Source organism: Flavobacterium sp. LAR06, assembly GCF_041946075.1.
In the GTDB taxonomy this organism is placed as follows: domain Bacteria; phylum Bacteroidota; class Bacteroidia; order Flavobacteriales; family Flavobacteriaceae; genus Flavobacterium.
This window is the reverse complement of record NZ_JAUTYT010000002.1, coordinates 340,140-360,307: the sequence shown is the minus strand read 5'-3', so window position 1 is coordinate 360,307 and position 20,168 is coordinate 340,140. Positions and strand designations below refer to the sequence as shown.

The 20,168-nt window shown below is 33.3% G+C and carries 22 protein-coding genes; 7 read left to right on the top strand and 15 right to left on the bottom strand.

Going from position 1 to position 20,168, the window contains the following annotated elements:
- Positions 1-13 precede the first annotated feature (13 nt).
- The 5 genes from Q7C23_RS04685 to Q7C23_RS04665 all read right to left on the bottom strand — a co-directional run bounded on the left by Q7C23_RS04685 (position 14) and on the right by Q7C23_RS04665 (position 3,800).
- Entirely contained in the window at positions 14-760 is a 747-nt protein-coding gene (locus tag Q7C23_RS04685; RefSeq protein WP_375031414.1) for a hypothetical protein, read from the bottom strand.
- 142 nt (positions 761-902) lie between these two features.
- A complete protein-coding gene (locus Q7C23_RS04680) occupies positions 903-1,784 on the bottom strand; it encodes a hypothetical protein (protein ID WP_375031413.1) in 882 nt (293 codons plus the stop codon).
- A 124-nt stretch (positions 1,785-1,908) separates the two neighbouring features.
- Complete coding sequence (locus Q7C23_RS04675) at positions 1,909-2,373, bottom strand: DUF962 domain-containing protein (protein WP_375031412.1); 465 nt, start codon at positions 2,371-2,373, stop codon at positions 1,909-1,911.
- Between the two features lie 45 nt (positions 2,374-2,418).
- Positions 2,419-2,961 (bottom strand): DUF2199 domain-containing protein, encoded by a 543-nt coding sequence (locus Q7C23_RS04670; protein WP_375031411.1) that lies wholly within the window; start codon positions 2,959-2,961, stop codon positions 2,419-2,421.
- 137 nt (positions 2,962-3,098) lie between these two features.
- Positions 3,099-3,800: a hypothetical protein gene (locus Q7C23_RS04665; RefSeq protein WP_375031410.1), complete on the bottom strand. Its 702-nt coding sequence runs from the start codon at positions 3,798-3,800 to the stop codon at positions 3,099-3,101.
- Positions 3,801-4,111: 311 nt separating this feature from the next.
- Here Q7C23_RS04665 and Q7C23_RS04660 point away from each other — a divergent pair, with 311 nt between their 5' ends.
- Positions 4,112-4,666, top strand: coding sequence for a DUF4494 domain-containing protein (locus Q7C23_RS04660; protein ID WP_375031409.1), 555 nt, complete (start codon positions 4,112-4,114; stop codon positions 4,664-4,666).
- Positions 4,667-4,772: 106 nt separating this feature from the next.
- Here Q7C23_RS04660 and Q7C23_RS04655 read toward each other — a convergent pair whose 3' ends face one another.
- From Q7C23_RS04655 to Q7C23_RS04645, 3 genes are all read right to left on the bottom strand, one after another.
- On the bottom strand, positions 4,773-6,005 hold the full coding sequence (locus Q7C23_RS04655; protein WP_375031408.1) for a TMEM143 family protein: 1,233 nt from the start codon (positions 6,003-6,005) through the stop codon (positions 4,773-4,775).
- 168 nt (positions 6,006-6,173) lie between these two features.
- Entirely contained in the window at positions 6,174-6,551 is a 378-nt protein-coding gene (locus tag Q7C23_RS04650; protein ID WP_375031407.1) for a nuclear transport factor 2 family protein, read from the bottom strand.
- Between the two features lie 278 nt (positions 6,552-6,829).
- On the bottom strand, positions 6,830-7,174 hold the full coding sequence (locus Q7C23_RS04645; RefSeq protein ID WP_375031406.1) for a hypothetical protein: 345 nt from the start codon (positions 7,172-7,174) through the stop codon (positions 6,830-6,832).
- A gap of 164 nt (positions 7,175-7,338) precedes the next feature.
- Here Q7C23_RS04645 and Q7C23_RS04640 point away from each other — a divergent pair, with 164 nt between their 5' ends.
- The 3 genes from Q7C23_RS04640 to Q7C23_RS04630 all read left to right on the top strand — a co-directional run bounded on the left by Q7C23_RS04640 (position 7,339) and on the right by Q7C23_RS04630 (position 9,130).
- Positions 7,339-7,524 (top strand): hypothetical protein, encoded by a 186-nt coding sequence (locus Q7C23_RS04640; RefSeq protein WP_375031404.1) that lies wholly within the window; start codon positions 7,339-7,341, stop codon positions 7,522-7,524.
- A gap of 448 nt (positions 7,525-7,972) precedes the next feature.
- The gene (locus Q7C23_RS04635) at positions 7,973-8,581 is read left to right on the top strand and encodes a YkgJ family cysteine cluster protein (protein ID WP_375031403.1); all 609 of its coding nucleotides are present in this window, start codon (positions 7,973-7,975) and stop codon (positions 8,579-8,581) included.
- A 30-nt stretch (positions 8,582-8,611) separates the two neighbouring features.
- A complete protein-coding gene (locus tag Q7C23_RS04630) occupies positions 8,612-9,130 on the top strand; it encodes a hypothetical protein (RefSeq protein WP_375031402.1) in 519 nt (172 codons plus the stop codon).
- 4 nt (positions 9,131-9,134) lie between these two features.
- Here the strand turns inward: Q7C23_RS04630 and Q7C23_RS04625 are convergent, their stop codons facing one another.
- The 3 genes from Q7C23_RS04625 to Q7C23_RS04615 form a co-directional block, all read right to left on the bottom strand.
- A complete protein-coding gene (locus Q7C23_RS04625; protein ID WP_375031401.1) occupies positions 9,135-9,491 on the bottom strand; it encodes a hypothetical protein in 357 nt (118 codons plus the stop codon).
- Between the two features lie 154 nt (positions 9,492-9,645).
- Positions 9,646-10,209, bottom strand: a complete 564-nt coding sequence (locus tag Q7C23_RS04620) for a HEPN domain-containing protein (RefSeq protein WP_375031475.1) — start codon at positions 10,207-10,209, stop codon at positions 9,646-9,648.
- Positions 10,210-10,520: 311 nt separating this feature from the next.
- Positions 10,521-12,335 (bottom strand): hypothetical protein, encoded by a 1,815-nt coding sequence (locus tag Q7C23_RS04615; protein WP_375031400.1) that lies wholly within the window; start codon positions 12,333-12,335, stop codon positions 10,521-10,523.
- A gap of 277 nt (positions 12,336-12,612) precedes the next feature.
- On the opposite strand from Q7C23_RS04615, the gene Q7C23_RS04610 reads away from it, so the two are divergent.
- The 3 genes from Q7C23_RS04610 (at position 12,613) to Q7C23_RS04600 (ending at position 16,189) form a co-directional block, all read left to right on the top strand.
- Positions 12,613-14,142 carry a SulP family inorganic anion transporter gene (locus Q7C23_RS04610; RefSeq protein WP_375031399.1) on the top strand — a complete coding sequence of 510 codons (1,530 nt, stop codon included), beginning with the start codon at positions 12,613-12,615 and terminating at the stop codon, positions 14,140-14,142.
- 208 nt (positions 14,143-14,350) lie between these two features.
- Positions 14,351-15,259 carry a helix-turn-helix domain-containing protein gene (locus Q7C23_RS04605; protein ID WP_375031398.1) on the top strand — a complete coding sequence of 303 codons (909 nt, stop codon included), beginning with the start codon at positions 14,351-14,353 and terminating at the stop codon, positions 15,257-15,259.
- 90 nt (positions 15,260-15,349) lie between these two features.
- Positions 15,350-16,189 carry an SDR family NAD(P)-dependent oxidoreductase gene (locus Q7C23_RS04600; protein ID WP_375031397.1) on the top strand — a complete coding sequence of 280 codons (840 nt, stop codon included), beginning with the start codon at positions 15,350-15,352 and terminating at the stop codon, positions 16,187-16,189.
- Positions 16,190-16,276: 87 nt separating this feature from the next.
- On the opposite strand, the gene Q7C23_RS04595 is transcribed toward Q7C23_RS04600, so the two are convergent.
- From Q7C23_RS04595 to secG, 4 genes are all read right to left on the bottom strand, one after another.
- Entirely contained in the window at positions 16,277-17,479 is a 1,203-nt protein-coding gene (locus tag Q7C23_RS04595; protein ID WP_375031396.1) for an ectonucleotide pyrophosphatase/phosphodiesterase, read from the bottom strand.
- Positions 17,480-17,712: 233 nt separating this feature from the next.
- Positions 17,713-19,341 (bottom strand): chaperonin GroEL, encoded by a 1,629-nt coding sequence (groL, locus tag Q7C23_RS04590; protein WP_375031395.1) that lies wholly within the window; start codon positions 19,339-19,341, stop codon positions 17,713-17,715.
- A 69-nt stretch (positions 19,342-19,410) separates the two neighbouring features.
- Positions 19,411-19,686: a co-chaperone GroES gene (gene groES, locus Q7C23_RS04585; protein WP_012023920.1), complete on the bottom strand. Its 276-nt coding sequence runs from the start codon at positions 19,684-19,686 to the stop codon at positions 19,411-19,413.
- A gap of 142 nt (positions 19,687-19,828) precedes the next feature.
- Positions 19,829-20,167, bottom strand: coding sequence for a preprotein translocase subunit SecG (secG, locus tag Q7C23_RS04580; protein WP_026985706.1), 339 nt, complete (start codon positions 20,165-20,167; stop codon positions 19,829-19,831).
- Between the last annotated feature and the right edge of the window lies 1 nt (position 20,168).

Here is a 20,168-nt window from a genome sequence, read left to right as displayed (position 1 = left end):
AACAACCAAGCAACTATTCTTCAAAAACCTTTTCAGTATCCACAGGATTATTTTCCTGGTATAGTTTTTTACCAATTTTACCACTGTCGCCTAAAGCACGACCTTTAATCAGCCAGGCGCTTCCAAAAGCAAATAGGGCAAGAGCTTCTAGAATTAAAGTAGAATATCGGAACAGTTTAAAAGTTTCAGAAATGGGAACCAGAATCACAAAAACAATAATCGAATAACCGCAAAATCTGTAAATATTATTTTCGTTTAACATGCTTTTTGGGTCTCTGGTTTCATTCTCCTGACCAATTGTAAAAACGTTGATGGCCAATAAAGCCATAATAAGAAAGAGCAGCGCCGCAAAACCATAATGAAGCCAGCCCAGCCACTTCTCAGCATACGGAATCAAAGTATAAATTTTAAAACTAAAATCTTCCGGATTCATAGGAAAAAATGCTACACCAATCGCCATAATTCCGGCAATATTGGTTAATAGGTTGTCGTTTTTCCAAATAGAAGCATTACCATGACCTTTGTACCGGATTAAAAATAATCCCACAGCAGCCAAAGTTCCGGTAAAAATTTCCCTGAGATTGGTGTAGTAATAATTACTGATTGAAGGTTGCAGCGGCGTTTTAAAAAAAGAGATATAAGACAAACCTACTAAAAGGATCGGAAGACTGATGCCTAAATACCCAATAGCACGACGTATTCTCCGATAGGTAAAAATATCAAAGCTTTCGATTTTAACTTCTTTGTTGTTTATCTTCATGACCAATCGATTTGGTTTTTAGGAAGATAAAGTTAGAGATTATTTTGTGACTATTTGAAAGTGAACGTGTACATGTTGTATTCTCATTCTAACGAAGAATTTGGCTCGAAAAATTTTGAGTTAGTTTCTGAAGAAAAGTGATTTATGGATAGTAAGTAATTTCTCTTTTAGAGACATAGACATAATTATTTATATCCGATCCTTTAATCTTTAAAATCCAATTTCCTTGTTTGTCAAAGAGATAAATATTTTTGCAAATTTCATAATCATCATGAATATAGCTTGTTATAGTGTTCTTATCGTCATAAGTATATTTGTACTTCACTATATAATGATTGTCAGCCTTTGAGCCATGAACTAAAGTTTCTAAAAAATATCCGTCTTTATTGTATTTTATACTTTCTTCTCCCACATATCTTGCAGTTGTTTCCAGTAAATATTGCTTTGTATCAACTTGCTGATTGTCTTCGTTATAATGTACAAAATTGACATAGTGATCTCTAGCCAGTGGTTTCATGTCTTTTAACACAGACAAAGGATGCTCAACGTCATATAAAAATGACGTTATTTCGACTACTTCCTTATCCGTTGCATATAATTTCTTTTCAATTCTTCTGTTTTGGCTGTCATATTTATAACGTATGCCAAAACCTTTTTTTTCTTCTATGTTAATGATATTTAGATTTTTGTCATATACGAAATGGTGTTCTGAAAATATTTGATTGGTACCAACTATATAATTAATCTTAGAAGTTAGAAGTTTCCTGGTATCAAAGAAAAGTTGATCATGCAGACCAACTTTTAAGTTTTTATTAATGTTTAAGGGATCTATTTTGTCTAAATTTTTTTCCTCGTTTTTAAAAATGCTGGTATAATTCTTAACGGATTTTACTTTGCCTTTCAGTTCAAAATTGTTTAACGAGTAGAAGTCACTTTCATTAAGTGACATGTTTCTTTTCCAATTAATGGTATCTCCGGTGGTAAGAACTAGTAATGGAAAAATAAAGATTAAAAGTATTCTCATTTTTTAATGTTATAATATGCTATAAATTAGACTAGTTATTTATGCTCAATTTGTAAAAATAAAAGTTAGAAAAAATCCGCCCTAACCCGCTTCATCCGCGTGCCATACCTCAGTATTCAAAAACTTATTTTCTCGAAAACAAATTCTCTACAACCCAGGCAGGGCCAATCATTAAAAACTGAAGATCTTTTAGAAACGAAGGTTTCTTCCCTTCAATATTATGTCCGTAAAATTGCCCAATCCACGCGATGACAAACACGCCAATAGAGAACATCCATAACGGTACAAATTGACTGATATAATAATTTACCACCAAACAAATAGCAGAGAAAATAGCAATTTTAATAGCCATTGCAACTGATAATCGAATATAAAAAACGAGTACAAAAATTAAAATAACAGCGGCCCAATTTTCGATAATGGGAGCGTTTAGTTTTAAAGTATTGGCAATTATTCCACTCGGAATACTCATCAATAAACCCACTATCGAAAAGTAAATAGCAGGCACGCAAACATAGTGAATAGCTTTATTTTTCGGGTTTTGATGACTTACAGCATATTCTGCAAACCATTGCTCTAATGTTCTCATTTTTTTGGTTTTAAGGTTAGTTGCGTAAATCTAATAAAATTTCTTTTAGTTTTTACCGTGCTGTATTTTCATAATTTCATTGACGATAGAAACGGCTTTTTCAAAGGTTATTCCGTTTTCCTGATCAATAGTCAAAGGATGATTTTCTTCGATCATTTTTATTTCAGGAACCAATCCCAATTCTTGTTCAATTGCAATTGATTTTAATGATATTGTTTTGCCGTACGTTGGAACATCGGTCTGCATCCAGCCGAAATAGGGTTGCTGATGAACTCGATTTGAATCTTCCCATAAATTCATTCGCACACAAAAATTAGCTTCACTTATTGTAGTCCAGACATTAAAAACTAAATTTTCATGATAATCGATTATAGGTATGGTCAATCTTCCGCGGTGAAAGAAATGCTCTTCATCGACATAACACCAGCTGCCACCATATTCAATTCGTTGTTCTCTTTCTTCAATTGGAATTGAAAAATAATAAGCAGGAAATTCAGCACCAAAACATAAAGGCATTTCATCAAAGGCTTCATTACAACAAGCGCAAGTGTAACCATTAAGGTTGGTTTCAGAAAAAGATTTAGTCATATTAAAGGGTTATTGAGCTTTCGAAGATAATTATAATGAAGATAATTATTCGCAACGAAACAGGAATTAAGCTTAAAGAAAATGCACAAAACTATTTAGACCTTTTGCGCATTTTTTACATCAGATTAATTAATGCATTAAAATATATTATTAGTATCCGTAACCTGAATTAATTTTTTAAATCGGCTTCTGTCATAATCGATTCGGCTTGCTTTTACTGCAATCGGAAAAGAAATACCGATGTTCGATGTCATTTTTAGTTTATTCAGATTGCTTGTCGAGAAATCAAGTTTACCATCGGCGACGTCATTAAGGCTGGCAACAAAATCGGCATTTAAGGTAAAATCAGTTTCAATATCGACCACAAGGTTTTGAGCAAAAACGGTTCCTGTTGTCAACAAAAGATAATTTTGATTGATGTTTTTTAGAAGGGAAGGATTCGGATGCAGAAAATCAGCACCGTAAAAATACTCTTCAAGATTCCCAATCGTATATTCTTTGGTAATCGAATTGCTATAACTAATCGTTACCGATTTTCCAGATTGTATTTTTGATGTAATTCCGATTGTTCCAAGTCCAAGCGTTTTTAAAATTTCCCCCAAAAGTGTAATTCCGATATTAAATCCGTACTCATCTTTTTTGGTATAATCGACATTTAGGGCTGCATTTTCAATTTCGGTCAATACAATATCGCTCTTAAAAGCGTGGCCGATATTGTCGTAGTAAAGCTGAGCCTCATCAAAAGGTTTTTTCAGCCATAATTGTAGTGGTTTATGATTTCTAACTGGCCCTTCAATTAAATCATAACCTTGTTCGGTTAAAAATGTTGATAGTCTCATCGTAGTGGTATTTAAGGTTATTAGCAGTTTGGGTCATCCGATAAATTTGTTTTTGGTTACTCTTTTTTAGAAAATTAATCAGAATCTAATATTCTCATTTATAGGATTTAGCTATCACAAATTTATTAAATATTTATAAGTTAATTCGCAATTTTATGATTCCTTTATGCCTTACTGTTTGATAAATAGTAACTTAAAAAACGCGAGTAATTCAATACCAAAATTTAACTCAAATTGTGAATATCTATTTCGCAATTAATCGATTTTATTTGCGTTAAAATCTATCTTTGACATCCTTAAATTAAATAGAAATGAGCGCAGTTTGGTACGAATGCAAAGTAAAATATAGAAAAACAGATGATATTGGTGGACAAAAGGTTACGACAGAACCTTATTTGGTAGATGCAATATCCTATACAGAAGCCGAAAGCAGAATTAATGAAGAAATGGCGGCTTATGTTAGTGAAGAATTTAAAATCACAAACATAAAAGTAGCGAACTATGCTGAGATTCATCCGTTTGAAAATGCGGATCGTTGGTTTAAATCAAAAGTCTCTTTAATTGCTTTTGATGAAGAAAGCGGAAAAGAACGCAAAACCAATATGTATTTGTTAGTTCAGGCAAATGACGTAAAAGAAGCCTATGATAATACTGTTTCGGTTATGAAAGGTACAATGGGTGATTATACTATCCCGGCCATTTCAGAATCGCCAATTATGGATGTTTTTCCATATTTCAGTGGAGAAGAAGGGGACCTGGAGCAAATCGAAAGATTCAATGCGCTTAAAGGATCAAAACCAGAATTAGTAGCCGTAGGAGATATGGGCGAAAATGTTGAGGATTTGGTTGAAGCTGATAGTGAGTAATCCATCAAGATTATAATTTATAAAGAGGACTTTTTTAGGTCCTCTTTTTTTATTTAAAAGCTATAATTATTTAGTTAAGTTTGTCAGACAATTAACAATTAATAATTTACATTTGATAATTATAATCAAAAACCCCATCCCACAAAGCATCAATCGTAACGAGCGCTTTCTCTAAAGAAACAACCTCCCATTTCCCGTTACTTTCTATGCCAAGGCCAATATTCTTCAATTTATCTAAAGCTTCTTTTACATCAAAATCAAGAGATGTTTTTAATGTTGTTTCAAACCAGGATTCAATTTGATTGTCTAATTCTTCGGTCGTTAAAGGTTTTTCGCTTTTGTATAAAAAAGAATAAGCTAAGATAGTTTCCTTAAGCATTTCTTCTTCTGAAGAATTTAAAAGAGAATAAAAAGCACCACTATTATTCCCTAGATTCTTAAAATACAAACTATCTGAAAGTATTTTGGAATATCTGATTTTCTTGTTTACAAAATTATTGTATTGACGGAAGCAATAAGCAGCTAAAATTCCTAATGCAATTAAACCCTGATTTAGGGAAGTTTTACTGTTCAGTAAGTCGATAGTTTCACCTGTTTCATAAGCACCATACATATTGATCAGGGCCGGAATTACTTTTGCACTTAACAATGAAATGCCACCAAAAAGACCGGGAACCCAAAGCAGTAATTTGTCTGTAGTTGACATTCTCGGAATCGCATTTGGGAAAATCGTTTCGAGGTCGTTTTTAGGAACACGCTTAAAGATTTTCAAAACTACCGAACCCGGTTCAACAGGCATTTTACCCAATTTGACTTTCTTTTCTTTCAGGAAATTCGTGTCGTTGTAATGCAGGTAAATCAGCACGCGATCGTAGTACTCGATTTCGACTTCTTTCTTCCAGAAGAAATATTTCTTAACCTTTTCTTTGGCTGTATGTTGCCCGCGCACATACATTTCATAATCCTTAAAAGCATTAAAATCGATAGAAAGATTCAGGCCAATCAAATCTGATTCCTTAAAAGCAACATCTAAAGTTTCCTGATCAATTCGTGTATAATTTCCTAGTTCCAGAACGGTCAATAGTGTTTTCTTAAAAATCGAAAAATCACTTTTTCCTATAAAACTTTTACGCTCTTTGTTGCTCAAATCCGGATCGAACAAAGCATAATTTTGTTTTAGATTTCGGTTGAGGTTAAAAGCTTCATAATGAAAATAATGTTCGATTATATCAAACAATTTTTTAAAATCATCAACCTTTTTAGGATCTTGGGCAAAAGCAGTAAGTTGTTGTTCGAGTAAGAATTCCTTATTAAAGGGAATATAATGTTCTCGTGTCATGTTTTGTAGGTTCTTGAAGTACTAAGGTTCAAAGATACATCTTTTTTAAAGGTTCATAGGTTCATAGAGATAAAGGTTTAAGATTAAGATACACGATAAATGTATCTTAATCTTAAACCTCTAACAGATATATATTTGAGGGAATAGCCAATTAAATTTAATTACACTCTACTGCTGAGACAATTCTGTTTCGGTATGAAGTGCACAAACCCAATTGTTATTTTCTTTAATCCAGGTTGAGGTGCAGGCACATTTGAGGAGAGATTTTTGTTTGTCGTCTGCCATTTCTAATTCTATTTGGTATGCTGTTACCGCAGTATTTTCGGCAAGTAATTGCGTTTCTACATCAGAAATATTCAATACTTTTATTTTACTGCCATTTGCTGATTCAAACATCTTTTTAAACGTGGCTTCATCTACACTTTGTAAACCGGTTTTGCCAGCTATTATACAAGGAAAATGAGTGAGATTTTTTACCGTTTCATAATCGTGATTTTCCATTCCCTGCCAATATTTTTTTTCCAGTTCAATAATTTGCGATCCCATAATCATCTTTATTTAGGTTAAACAGTAATACAAAGTTTACAATAATATTAAAATGTAAGTACACTTTTAACATAGATTTAATTGACGACAGAAAAACTAATTTATTGATTATAAGGTGGTTTGTATTAAGATAGGAAGATGAAAGCGAAAATTTAAAGTTGCTATTTAGCTTGCTTGTAGTTTGGATATAAAAAAGCTTCAACATTTTTGTGTTGAAGCTTTTTGCTTTGTGTGCTATTTTTTGAATTACTTATTCTCGATATAAAACCGTTGTATTTTTAATGTTCAATTGATTTGTTATTCTGAAATAAAATAACTTGTAAAGCAAGAGATCCTGGATGTACCGTCGAATCTTCTGCTATATTAGTATTTGCACTGATACCTGAAACACTTTTAAAATCATTCGCGTAGGAAATACTAACTCTTTGTCCAGCATTAAGCTTAACAATGGTTGTCACCATTTGTGGGCTCCAATAATATGGTGTAGTAGTAGTATATTGGTAAATGTCATTTGTACCAATAACAGCAGAAGTTTGTTCATCAATTAACTGAATCTGACTGTGAAATATTTTGGCTGGCACACCTCCTGTACTGGCAAAGTATTGATATACATTAGGATTCAAAAGGCATTAGGGTCAGTGTTTTTGAAAGAGAGATCGGTTTTTCTAACGGTTCTTTTGCCAGCCAATTAAAAAACGATAAAACAATTGGTGTTGATAAATTAGAAAAAATTCTTCGAATATACACAGATGTTAATGGTGATTGGTTCTTAACGGGTAATGGAAATATGCTAAAGGAGGATATTTTAAACGAAACAGTGGCACCGTATAATAAAATTGGTAAAGTAAATCCTGAAGAGGCTCTTAATTATAAAGAACTAGCCAAAGCCAGAAAGGAAACCATTGAAGGTCTAAAAAAAATGATTGCACATCTGGAGGCACAATTAGCGGAAACTAATCAAAACAAAAAGTAAGATCTCAGATGATCATGTAGAAGCATAATAAAAGCGCAAATGTCAGGGACGTTTGCGCTTTTTAAATAAAACTATTTGGCAATGGTTTAAGTTCAAAATAAAAATAAAAGTGAGATCCATAATCGTTATCGATTATAATCTCACTTTTCCCCCAAAAAAAGTATTAAACATTCAAGGTTTTCTACCTACTGAAAAACCATGATAAATATGCTCCACCATATTGACAGCAAGTTTAAGAAATATTAAAGACTGAGCACCACGTATTTATACGTGTTTTTGATAGCAGGTAGTAAATTTAACATTGGTACTACGATTTATAAAGAAATGAAAAAAATCGCCTCTAATGCCAGAATTGAAGCAAAGCGACAAAATCTAAAATTTAAATTTCACAATTAAACTACAATTGTAGCTGGAGGTATTTGTATTAGTCTATCTTACAAAAAAACAAATGTCAATAGAAGAGAAGGTTAGGCAGGTTGAGGTATTGTTTGATCGTCTTGAAATTGAAATTACGGCTTTTCAGTCTGAAACAAATTTGCATTGCAACGCTGGTTGTGGCAAATGCTGTTCTACGCCCAATATAGACGCTTCACCTTTAGAATTTTTACCATGGGCCTTTCATTTGTTTTTGAATGGCAAGGCCGAAGAAACTCTAAAAGAATTAAACAGTATTTCGACTAAAAATTGTTTTTTGTACCGCTCGCTTTCGGTTTTAGAATACCATAAAGGAAGCTGTAGTAATTACCGTTATCGTGGTTTAATTTGCCGCCTTTTTGGTTATGGCGCTACCACAGATAAATTTGGAAAACTACGATTAGCGACCTGCAAAATAATAAAAGAAGAACAAGAGGAAAACTTTATTAAAGCCGAAGTAGCAATCAACAAAGGGACAAACATTCCCATTTTTGCCGATTATTACATGAGGTTAGCCCAAATCGATCTTAGAATGGGTATTAATTTGTTGCCGATAAATGAAGCTTTAAAAATAGCGATTGAAGAGGTTTTGCATTTTTATGCTTACAGACCATTTCCGGGAGGGTTGGAGAATATTGCTTAGGATAATGTTGAATTAAATGACATTTCTCAAATGGATATTACACAATGTTCGGTGCCAAATCTTGCAAAGAGTTGTTTTTTTATTATTGTAAATTTGAGAGTAATTGAAAACATTACAACCAATTATCATGATATGGAAAATATAGCAACTACTAAAACTCAAAATTTCTTTAGAATACTTTTAGGACTCTTTATGATAACCGCTGCAATGGGGCATTTTACTTTTCAGCGAATCGATTTTCAGGCGCAGGTACCGAACTGGGTTCCGATGGATAAAGACCTCGTGGTAATACTTTCCGGAATCGTCGAATTGGCAATAGGTTTGACGCTGATTTTTCTAACCCGCTATAAAACACAAATAGGTATTGGCCTTGCTGTATTTTATGTGTTGGTTTTTCCTGGAAACATTGCTCAATATTTAAACGGAACAGACGCTCTGGGCATGAACACGGATCAGGCCCGATTGATTCGGTTGTTTTTTCAGCCTGTTTTGATTTTGTGGGCTTTGTGGTCTACGGGAGCGTTTGAGGTTTTGTTTAGGAAAAGGTAGTTTTTTATATCTTTTTTTTCATCAAATAATAATAAACATTTTGATCTTCTTCCACTAGAATGTTTGAAGTTACAAACTCATAGCCGTTTGCCGACATAAAATTTAAAGCATCAATAATTGAATTAAAGATTAATACTTCTCCATTTGCATCTTTTATGCCTGCTGTTTCACTGTTGCTTGACATGAGTTTTGTTCTTTGTCCAATGTCTATTCTAATATTAAGTTTTGATGACATAAATTTTGAAGTTCCAATAATTTGTAAATATTGTACATCTAAATCTTTAATTGCAACTCCATTGATAGTTTGTGCAAAACTTGTTAAACTGAAAAGTAAAGTAAAGGTAATTAGGATTTTTTTCATTTTTTTAGAATTACGGTGATAAAACGAGCGAGACGTTATGGGTTTTACATAGAATAATGATTAATCACTTTGCGGGCACGAAGTCGGAGACATTCGCAGCGTTGCCTGAACTCTTTGCGGAGCTGGGGTCTTGTTTTAAATTAATACAGTCATTTTAAAGCTGAATATTTATTTTATTAACAAATAGATCTAAAGTTTTTTGCCATTTAAGAACTTTATTATAATTGATTGATTTTATTGTGTGATTACCTCTTCTGATTTCAAGTTCTCTGTCTGCATTGTGAACAATGTTATGTCTACGTTTAATAAATTCATTTAATGTCGGTAATAATTCTGTGATTTCAGGAGTCAAATTAATAGAGATTTTTTTTAAGTGTGCTGATATGTCATTAGTGTCATTGAAACTAACACAGCTAAGGTATTCTTTAACTGAAATTTCTATAACTTTTTCAACTTTTAATTCTTTATGAGCAACTAAGTCGCCTAAATCAAATTTTGTTTTCCGACCATTTTCAGAAGTTCCAATTAGAGGAATACTGTTTAATGTTATTGCATCTGACGTAGGCAGTTTTATTGTTAAAATGTTTCGTAAATAATCTTCTAACGTAGAATGAGTGAAAACAACTGAAGTTCTTAAAATATCAAGATTATGAGTTGGCCTTCTTCCGCGTCCTTTATTGTCATCTAATTGCTTGTAAATTTTTAGAAGATTTGTTATTCTTCCTTAATTTTTTATCAAAAATCAACATTATATTATCTCTATCATCTATATTCATAATTATTTATTTGATGTCGTTGTAAAATATTATAAACTTGATTAAAACAAATATCCACATTTACGAATCTACATCATTACGGAAATCCATAGTATCATAAAGTGCTATTTTCAAACAAGTATATCAAAAAATAAACCCCAATCACCAAGTACTTATACGGGTTTTTGTAGAAAACATCTAGGATGCAAAAAATGCGCAAAAGCCAGTTGACGTTTGCGCAAAGTTTTTAATAATTTATTTATACAATTAACTCTTATTCAGTTCCTATTTTAAATTTTTCTCTTTGCTTTTGTGTTAAATTATAGGTAATGCCACAGAAAAAACCAACTTTAAATTGTTTTGCAGTTAATAATGTCTCATCCGTAAAATCACTAGGGCTGTAAATTCCATCTTCTCTGTAATTAGCTTTTAATTCATCTACTTGCCTAAAAGCCGGACCAGCAGAAATAATAAATTTTTGTTTTTTTCCTATTAACAAACTAACTCCTGGGAATAAAGAATTTAATTCAAACGTTTCTACATTTACGGAAGCACCTAATGTTAAGCCAAAAGCCCAAATACCACAGCTTCTAAAACTGGTATGAAACATTCCGGCTAACGCAGGAGTAAATTGGTTATTTTCGGTTACTACTATTTTTTTCATTGCCGTATCTTCTTTACCGTCACCATTAGTATCTACATTTACATCTACTAATCCATATTTATCATTATTTCCAATAAAATTGAATACAATACCTGTACTGAAATCAAAGCGAACTCCTCCTCTTGTATATTCAAGATAAGTAAATTCTCTATTGTCATCATATTCTGCTAATTTTGATTGGTCACGATTTTTAATAGTAACATCAAATGTTACATAGTCTTCTAAAGGTTGTATTGGAGAGGATGATATTTGGTAAGCTTCTTTTTCTTTTAGTACTGCGTGAATAGCTTCTACCTTGCGTAGTTTTGAAGGCAAGTCTAAAGCATCTATAGATGCTTTTATTTTGTCAATTTCTTCTTTGTATGATTGATATTTGATTCGAATATTCTCTTTGGCTTCAGGCGCTTCTATATCATCAAATATTCTCCAATTATTTATTGCTTGATTATAGAAATTATTAAAATTAGTAATGGTTTTATTAAAATCATTAATTTGAGAACGATATTGTGGTAATTGATATAATATAAATTTAGGATCATTACTGAGTTTTTCATATCCTTCACATTTTAATAAAGGATTTAGCGCAAGTTGATAAAAGGTATGATAATTTTCTTCAATGATTCGAATACTTTGTGCTCCATCGAGTACTTCAGTGTATATTTTACTAAATTCACTAAAAGTTCTTTCTACCGCATCAGTTGCGTATGTTTTGGATATAATTTCATTAGTTTTAGCAATATTTTCGCCTTGTAAAGCGTCTATTTTTAGTTGATTAATTTTTAGTCTATTTTGTATTGAAATTATTTCTTGCTCAATTATTATTTTATTATTTTTAGGATCAATTGCTTTCGCGTCATCTTTTAAATTTTCTAATGATAATGTAGAATTTTTAATTGAATCAATTTTTTGTTGATTTGCTGTTTGTAATTTAATTAATTCGGTAGTATTTGTTTGAATAGCAGTTTTTAAAGTTGTAATTTCTTGAATAATGCTTGGAGAATTTGTTGTTTTTGCAGTTGAAATTAATGCTGTACTAGCCAACTTAGTTTCAGTAATTATTTTTGGAGTAATAGGTTCACTTGTAGTGGTTTCACTTTCTTTCTTTTTTAAAGTATTATCTATCTCTTCTTTGAAATTTTCGTCAACAATTGCTACGTCTTTAGATTTAATAGAAACGTCGTAAGCTAAACGGTTAATATTTTCTATTTTGAAGACAAGTGGCTCACGGACTCTCGGATGTACCATTGATTTTGTATATTCTTTGGTTTTAAAATCATAAACTACAGTTTGTGTTGTAGTAAGATAATCTTTGTTTTCAGTTCCATTTGTAGATGCAGAAGCTCCTGGTATAGTTCCTTTATTTTGTACACCACAAGATGATAGAATTAGTGATGTTAATAATAAAAACAGTACTGTTCTTTTCATAATTAATTTAGGTTTTTGGTTAATAAATTTTACTTAAGTAATATTAACATTTGTTTAAGTATTGTGATTAGGTGTTTATACGGGTTTTTATTTCAATAATCAAATATTTTTAAGTTTAATTATCTAATTTATAGTCGTGTATAAAATATGAATATTTTGTTTTTTAAAATATATTTTATGATTTATTCTGAACAAAATGTTTAAGTGGATTTTTAAATTTCTTTGTAAAAGAAATTATCCCATTTTCTAATTCCCAAATTTCCTAAATTTGCGACTTATGAAAAAAGCTTTCCATCTCTTCGACTTTACCGAAAAAGTCAATTACAAAAACGAAATTTTAGCTGGTTTAACTGTTGCCATGACCATGATTCCAGAATCGTTGTCATTTGCTATTTTGGCTGGTTTTCCGCCGTTGGTGGGTTTGTATGCTGCTTTTATTGCGGGTTTGGTAACGGCAATTTTTGGAGGAAGACCGGGAATGATTTCGGGTGGGGCTGGAGCGACCGTGATTGTTTTGATCGCCTTGATGAAATCGCACGGCCTAGAATATGTTTTTGCGGCCGTCGCATTGGGTGGCGTTGTGCAAATTTGTATCGGGCTTTTTAAACTTGGGAAATTTATTCGGTTAGTGCCACAGCCTGTTATGTTTGGTTTTGTAAACGGTTTGGCGGTGGTTATTTTCATGTCGCAATTAGAACAGTTTAAAACCATGTATGATGGAAAAGTTGCCTGGTTGCAGGGAACGCCTTTGTATATAATGCTGGGTTTGGTCACATTGACAATTAGTATTGTATTGTTTTTTCCTAAAATTATCAAAACAGTTCCGGCTTCTTTGGTAGCGATTATGGTAGTTTTTGCCCTTGTGCTTATCTTTAATATTGATACCAAAACAGTTCAGGATATCGCTTCTGTTCAGGGCGGTTTTCCACCTTTTCATATTCCGGAGATTCCTTTGTCTTTTGAGACTTTTAAAGTGATTTTTCCTTATTCTGTTATTGTCGCTGCGGTTGGTTTGACTGAAGGTTTGCTTACGCTAAATTTGGTTGACGAAATCACCGGAACTCGTGGAAACAGCAACAGGGAATGTATTGCACAAGGAAGTTCGAATATCTTAAACGGTTTCTTCTTCGGAATGGGAGGCTGTCCCATGATCGCACAGACTTTGGTAAATCTCGGTGCCGGTTCAAGAGCCAGACTTTCGGGAATTATTGCTGCGTTGACTATTTTAGTAATCATTCTTTTTGGAGCGCCTGTAATCGGAAAATTACCAATGGCTGCTTTAGTCGGCGTTATGATGATGGTTGCGATTACGACTTTCGAATGGGCGAGTTTTAAAGTCATCAACAAAATGCCAAAACATGATATTTTCGTCGGAATCCTGGTTGCGGTTGTGACTATTTTGCTTCATAATTTGGCTTTGGCAGTATTAATCGGGGTAATAATTTCAGCCTTGGTTTTTGCGTGGGAAAGCGCCAAAAGAATCCGTGCACGTCATTTTATCGATGAAGCCGGAGTCAAACATTATGAAATTTACGGCCCCTTGTTTTTTGGTTCGATTGCTGCCTTTATGGAAAAGTTCGATATCCAAAACGACCCGAATCATATTATTATAGACTTCAAAGAAAGCCGTATCGCCGATATGTCGGCTATTGAAGCATTGAACAACTTGACAAAGAAATACAGTCAGCTCAATAAAGTTGTCGAACTCAAACATCTAAGCGAAGACTGCAGAACATTACTCAAAAATGCCGAAGCGGTTATAAGTGTCAATGTTATTGAAGATCCTACGTATAAAGTGGTCTCTTAAGATTTATGGTGTGGGACAATTTTATAAAAAGGGAGATTTTATCGCTTTTATGGAAATGATCAGTACTAAAAATGGTGAACAGCCAATATCTAAGATTACAATAAGAAAGGTTGAAAATATAAACTAGAGTTTTCTAGTGATATAATCGTACTTTTCTTAATTGATAAATTTTCTAATTGATATAATTTGATTTTCGTAACTTTGCCAAATGAAACTGACAGAGACACTAGAAGATTTTTATACGATTAAAATAAACGGAATGCCCGAGAATCTTAAGAAAGAAATCGGACATTTTAATGTTTTTAAGTTGGATGATTATATTGGTACTACCTGTAATCCATTGCCTTATACGCGAAAAGACTTTTATAAAATAAGCTTAATCATCGGAAGAAACAAAGTGCATTATGCTGATAAGGTTGTTTCGATTGAAGATCAGGCTTTGTTTTTTGCGAATCCACAAATTCCGTACAGTTGGGAACATATAGATGAAAATCAAACCGGTTTTTTCTGCATTTTCACCGATGCTTTTTTTAATCAGTTTGGAAATTTAAAAGAGTATCCTTTATTTCAACCCGGTGGAAATCCGATTGTTCCGGTTTCAAAAGAACTGGCAGAATCTTTAAAGGCAGTATATGTGAAAATGTTAGAAGAAATCAATTCGGATTACGCTTTTAAATATGATGTTCTCCGCAATCTGGTTTTCGAAATTATTCATTTGGCTTTAAAAACACAAACGGTAACTACCTCGTTATACAGTAAATCGAATGCCACGATTCGGGTTTCTTCTTTGTTTTTAGAATTGTTAGAAAGACAATTTCCTATTGAATCCATATCGCAACAAATTAATTTCCGCTCGCCTTCAGAATTTGCAAGCCAGTTAAATGTGCATGTAAATCATTTGAATAAAGCGTTGAAAGAAACTACCGGAAAAACAACTTCTCAAATTATTTCTGAACGAATTGTTCAGGAAGCCATGATTTTACTCAAACAAACCAATTGGAATATTAATGAAATTGCGTGGTGTTTAGGCTTTGAAGAATTGTCTCATTTTATCAACTTCTTTAAGAAAAATGTTCAGCTTTCGCCAAAAGCCTATCGCATAACAGAAATTGTTTGATTTTCGTAACTTCTGATTTGATTGCTTTAATTCTGAATAAGGACTTTGCTGATACCTTTGTACCATAATTAAACGTAAAAAATTAAAATCATGGAAAATAACAAAGTTTGGTTTATCACAGGTGCCTCAAAAGGACTTGGATTAGAATTGGCTAAAAAATTATTGACAAAAGGTTACAAAGTAGCCGCAACATCAAGAAGTGAAGCATCGTTAGTTAAAGTATTAGGAAATGTGTCAGAGAATTTTCTGCCTTTAGAAATGGATTTAGTAGATGAAGGAAGTGTCAAAAAAGCAATTGAAGCAACAGTAAGTCATTTTAAAACAATCGACGTTTTAGTAAACAATGCAGGTTATGGTTTGCTGGGAGCGTTGGAAGAATTGACAGATGTAGAATCCAGAAAAAATTATGAAGTAAATGTTTTTGGATTACTAAATGTAATCAGAAATACAATGCCTTATATGCGTGCGAACAAATCGGGACATATTTTTAATATTTCTTCTGTTGGAGGTTATTATGGAGAGTTTCCGGGTTGGGGAATTTATTGCTCTACAAAATTTGCAGTTGCTGGTTTAACTGAATCCTTAGCTGCTGAAGTAAAAGAATTTGGAGTGAATGTAACGTTGGTTTATCCGGGTTATTTTAGAACTGATTTCTTAAAAGATAGCTCTTTGTTATTGCCTCAGCATCCAATTGCTGCCTATAAAGAAGTTAGAGCCTCTGAAGATGCACATAAAGGCAGTATTAATGAAAATCAACCGGGAGATCCTGAAAAATTAGCTGAAGCATTAATAAAAATGAGTCATGAAGAAAATCCTGCCTTGCATTTATTTTTAGGACAAGATGCTTATGATATGGCCAATCAAAAGATTGCAAGCGTTCAGAGTCAATTAGAGCAATGGAAAGCCGTTTCGGTTTCGACTGGTTTTTAATTTAATGTGGCAATGTGTCAATTAGAAAATTAGATAATGATTATATGCAATCTATAGCATTATCTAATTTTCTAATTGACAAATTATCTAATTTCTAAGCATGTTGCTTACTTCACTGAACTTACCGTCAACTTCATCGATTTTTAATCCTAAAATATGCGCTATTAAAGGGTAAACAGAAACATTCTGAAAGGTGCCAACTTCTTTATTTACTTTGAACGCTGGACCTTTTGCGTAGAAAATAGCGTGCATGTCTTTTTCTTTATTGTCGTAACCGTGTGTTCCACCTTTTATGTGCGTACTTTCTTTACTCACTAAACTATAGCCTTTTTTCGCTTCAATCACAAAATCATGCACACGCGGGTTGGTTCCATAATGCAATCTTTTTGGTACTTCGCTAGATCGCCAAAATTTGATATGTGGTACTTTCTTTAATGCCTTTGCAATAGAATCCTGAAAGCCGGGTTTTGCCTGTAAACTCATAATTGGGTTAATTACAGCTTTGTAACCTAACCATTCCGGTTTTAAATAATCTAAAATAGCTACTTTTTTATCATTGCTGATATCGGTCATTCCGTGATCTGAGACAATGATTAAATTGATTTGTTTTCCGATAGCCAATTGATCTAGTTTGGATGATAATTGTCCCATAACCGAATCCATTTTGTAGATCATTTTTTCGTTTTCAGGAGAAAGCGGACCGAAATTATGTCCCGTATGATCCGGTTCATCAAAGTATAACGTAATCAAATGCGGGCGTTGTTTCTCAGGAAGCTCTAACCATTTTATAACCGTATCAATTCTGTTACCATACGGAATCTTATCATCATAATTTTTGTAAATACCCGGTCTTTTTTTATCTGTATCAGATCCAGGCCAGAAGAACGAAGCGGTTTTTACACCTTGTTGTTCCGCTACATTCCAAATCGGATTTCCACCATAAAATCTTGAGTCATTTTTGGCTTTTGTAGACAATGAAAAAGATTCGTTTAAAGCACTATCATAAAAAACATTATTAATAATTCCATGATGATCCGGATAAAGTCCGCTCACGATTGCATAATGATTCGGGAATGTTTTACTCGGATAAGAAGGTTTCATTGATTTGGCATGAACGCCTTCTTTGGCAATTCTGTTGAGGTTTTGAAGTTTGAAATGTTTGGCATAGTCCCAACGAAATCCATCCATAGAAACCAAAACGACATAAGCGTCTTTAGAATTTTGTGCTTGTAAAACGAAAGTGAATAAAAAGAAAATTGAGAATAGAAGAGGGGTAAAATGCTTTTTCATTATTAAAATTTATTGAAGTTGCAAAATTACCTATAACTGCTCTTAACAACAAAAGCAGAATGTTAAACAATTGTATCTGTTGTTAAATAATAATCTAAAATGAAGATCGCCACGAATTCACGAATTTTTAAAAAACAGATATTAAATAATTAATTCGTGAATTCGTGGCGAAAAAAAATAAAAAAAAACGCCAGATTTATATCTGGCGTTTTATAGTTTAGAAGTTAGAACGATTACATCATTCCTGGCATACCGCCACCCATTGGCATTCCGCCAGCGCTTTCTTCTTTAATATCAATTAATGCACATTCTGTAGTTAGGATCATTCCGGCAACAGAAGCAGCATTTTCTAATGCTACACGAGTTACTTTCTTAGGATCGATAATTCCAGCTTTTAGCATGTCTACGTATTCGTCAGTTTTTGCGTTGTATCCAAAATCACCAGAACCTTCACCAACTTTTGCTACCACTACAGAACCTTCAAGACCTGCATTTTCAACAATAGTTCTTAATGGAGATTCAACTGCGCGAGAAACAATCTGAATTCCAGTTGCTTCGTCAGCGTTGTCAGCTGTGATTCCAGCTAAAGCCGCTTTTGCTCTTAATAAAGCAACACCACCACCAGCAACAATTCCTTCTTCAACAGCAGCTCGAGTTGCGTGTAACGCGTCATCAACTCTGTCTTTTTTCTCTTTCATTTCCACTTCAGAAGCAGCACCAACATAAAGAACAGCAACACCACCAGCTAATTTAGCCAAACGCTCTTGCAATTTTTCTTTATCGTAATCAGATGTAGTTGTTTCCATCTGACCTTTAATTTGGTTTACTCTGTTTTTGATGATATCTGCTTCACCGGCACCACTTACAATTGTAGTGTTGTCTTTATCGATAGAAACTCTTTTTGCAGTTCCTAACATTTCGATAGTTGTATTTTCAAGAGTATATCCTCTTTCTTCAGAGATTACAGTTCCACCAGTTAAGATTGCGATATCTTCTAACATTGCTTTTCTTCTGTCTCCAAAACCAGGAGCTTTTACAGCAGCAATTTTAAGAGCACCTCTTAATTTGTTTACTACCAAAGTAGAAAGAGCTTCTCCGTCAACATCTTCAGCAATAATCAATAATGGTTTTCCTGATTGAGCAACTGGCTCTAGAACTGGAAGTAATTCTTTTAAAGAAGAAACTTTTTTATCGTATAATAAGATGTATGGAGAGTCTAATTCAACTTCCATTTTCTCTGGATTTGTTACGAAGTAAGGAGAAAGATATCCTCTGTCAAACTGCATACCTTCAACAACATCTACGAAAGTGTCAGTTCCTTTAGCTTCTTCAACAGTGATAACACCTTCTTTTCCAACTTTAGCAAAAGCTGTAGCGATTAGCTCACCAATCACTTCGTCGTTATTTGCAGAGATAGAAGCAATTTGTTTGATTTTATCAGAATCGCTTCCAACCACTTTAGCTTGTTTAGCTAAGTCAGCAACAATAGCTTCAACCGCTTTGTCAATACCACGTTTCAAATCCATTGGATTTGCACCTGCAGCAACGTTTTTCAAACCTTCTTTAACGATTGCCTGAGCTAAAACTGTAGCAGTTGTAGTTCCGTCACCCGCTAAATCATTGGTTTTAGAAGCTACTTCTTTAACCATTTGCGCGCCCATGTTTTCTAATGGGTCTTTTAATTCGATTTCTTTTGCAACAGAAACACCATCTTTAGTAACGGTTGGTCCACCAAATGATTTTCCGATAATTACGTTACGACCTTTTGGTCCAAGAGTTACTTTTACAGCATTTGCTAATGCATCAACACCACGTTTTAATCCGTCACGTGCTTCAATATCAAATTTTATATCTTTTGCCATTTTTTATTTTAGTTTAAAGTTTTATTTGTTTCAGGTTTTCCTGATACTTATTCTTAAGACTTATGTTTTTTAGATAATTGCTAAGATATCATCTTCGCGCATAATCAAATAATCAGTTCCTTCTAATTTTAATTCTGTTCCGGCATATTTACCATAAAGTACAGTATCACCAACTTTTACGGTCATTGTATGATCTTTAGAGCCGTTTCCTACTGCCACAACAGTTCCTTTTTGTGGTTTTTCTTTGGCAGTATCTGGAATAAAAATACCTGACGCAGTTTTTGTTTCAGCTGCAACAGGCTCAATAAGTACGCGATCTGAAAGCGGTTTAATGTTTAAGGCCATGATTTTATAATGTTATAAGTTATACGTTTTTTAATGTTCAATAAACTTTCAGAAATTGTGCCATGCTCCTAAAACTGACATTTTTTCCTAAAAAAAATGCCAGCTTTGACAGGCTGGCATTTTATATTTTATTTTGAAACTATTATTTCGCTGCTGGCGTTGCCGGAGCAGGAGTTTGTTGAACTGGTGCAGCTGGTGTAGTGGCAGGAGCTTCTGTTTTTTCAATAAGTTTAGAATCAGTATCACTTAATGATCCTGTAAAGCTTAAGCTTGAAAGCAAGATTAAAGCAATCAAAATAGTCGCTAGTGTCCAGGTACTTTTATCTAAAAAGTCAGTTGTTTTTTGTACTCCACCTAACATTTGAGTTCCGCTGATAGTAGACGATAATCCGCCTCCTTTAGGGTTTTGAACCATGATTACTACGATCAATAGAAAACAAACTATTGTGATTAAAACTAAAAAAATTGAAAATGTGCTCATT

Coding starts and splice junctions, on each gene's coding strand:
- Q7C23_RS04685 (WP_375031414.1), bottom strand. CDS start 760: ATGAAGATAAACAACAAAGAAGTTAAAATCGAAAGCTTTGATATTTTT.
- Q7C23_RS04680 (WP_375031413.1), bottom strand. CDS start 1,784: ATGAGAATACTTTTAATCTTTATTTTTCCATTACTAGTTCTTACCACC.
- Q7C23_RS04675 (WP_375031412.1), bottom strand. CDS start 2,373: ATGAGAACATTAGAGCAATGGTTTGCAGAATATGCTGTAAGTCATCAA.
- Q7C23_RS04670 (WP_375031411.1), bottom strand. CDS start 2,961: ATGACTAAATCTTTTTCTGAAACCAACCTTAATGGTTACACTTGCGCT.
- Q7C23_RS04665 (WP_375031410.1), bottom strand. CDS start 3,800: ATGAGACTATCAACATTTTTAACCGAACAAGGTTATGATTTAATTGAA.
- Q7C23_RS04660 (WP_375031409.1), top strand. CDS start 4,112: ATGAGCGCAGTTTGGTACGAATGCAAAGTAAAATATAGAAAAACAGAT.
- Q7C23_RS04655 (WP_375031408.1), bottom strand. CDS start 6,005: ATGACACGAGAACATTATATTCCCTTTAATAAGGAATTCTTACTCGAA.
- Q7C23_RS04650 (WP_375031407.1), bottom strand. CDS start 6,551: ATGGGATCGCAAATTATTGAACTGGAAAAAAAATATTGGCAGGGAATG.
- Q7C23_RS04640 (WP_375031404.1), top strand. CDS start 7,339: ATGCTAAAGGAGGATATTTTAAACGAAACAGTGGCACCGTATAATAAA.
- Q7C23_RS04635 (WP_375031403.1), top strand. CDS start 7,973: ATGTCAATAGAAGAGAAGGTTAGGCAGGTTGAGGTATTGTTTGATCGT.
- Q7C23_RS04630 (WP_375031402.1), top strand. CDS start 8,612: ATGGATATTACACAATGTTCGGTGCCAAATCTTGCAAAGAGTTGTTTT.
- Q7C23_RS04625 (WP_375031401.1), bottom strand. CDS start 9,491: ATGAAAAAAATCCTAATTACCTTTACTTTACTTTTCAGTTTAACAAGT.
- Q7C23_RS04615 (WP_375031400.1), bottom strand. CDS start 12,335: ATGAAAAGAACAGTACTGTTTTTATTATTAACATCACTAATTCTATCA.
- Q7C23_RS04610 (WP_375031399.1), top strand. CDS start 12,613: ATGAAAAAAGCTTTCCATCTCTTCGACTTTACCGAAAAAGTCAATTAC.
- Q7C23_RS04605 (WP_375031398.1), top strand. CDS start 14,351: ATGAAACTGACAGAGACACTAGAAGATTTTTATACGATTAAAATAAAC.
- Q7C23_RS04600 (WP_375031397.1), top strand. CDS start 15,350: ATGGAAAATAACAAAGTTTGGTTTATCACAGGTGCCTCAAAAGGACTT.
- Q7C23_RS04595 (WP_375031396.1), bottom strand. CDS start 17,479: ATGAAAAAGCATTTTACCCCTCTTCTATTCTCAATTTTCTTTTTATTC.
- groL (WP_375031395.1), bottom strand. CDS start 19,341: ATGGCAAAAGATATAAAATTTGATATTGAAGCACGTGACGGATTAAAA.
- groES (WP_012023920.1), bottom strand. CDS start 19,686: ATGGCCTTAAACATTAAACCGCTTTCAGATCGCGTACTTATTGAGCCT.
- secG (WP_026985706.1), bottom strand. CDS start 20,167: ATGAGCACATTTTCAATTTTTTTAGTTTTAATCACAATAGTTTGTTTT.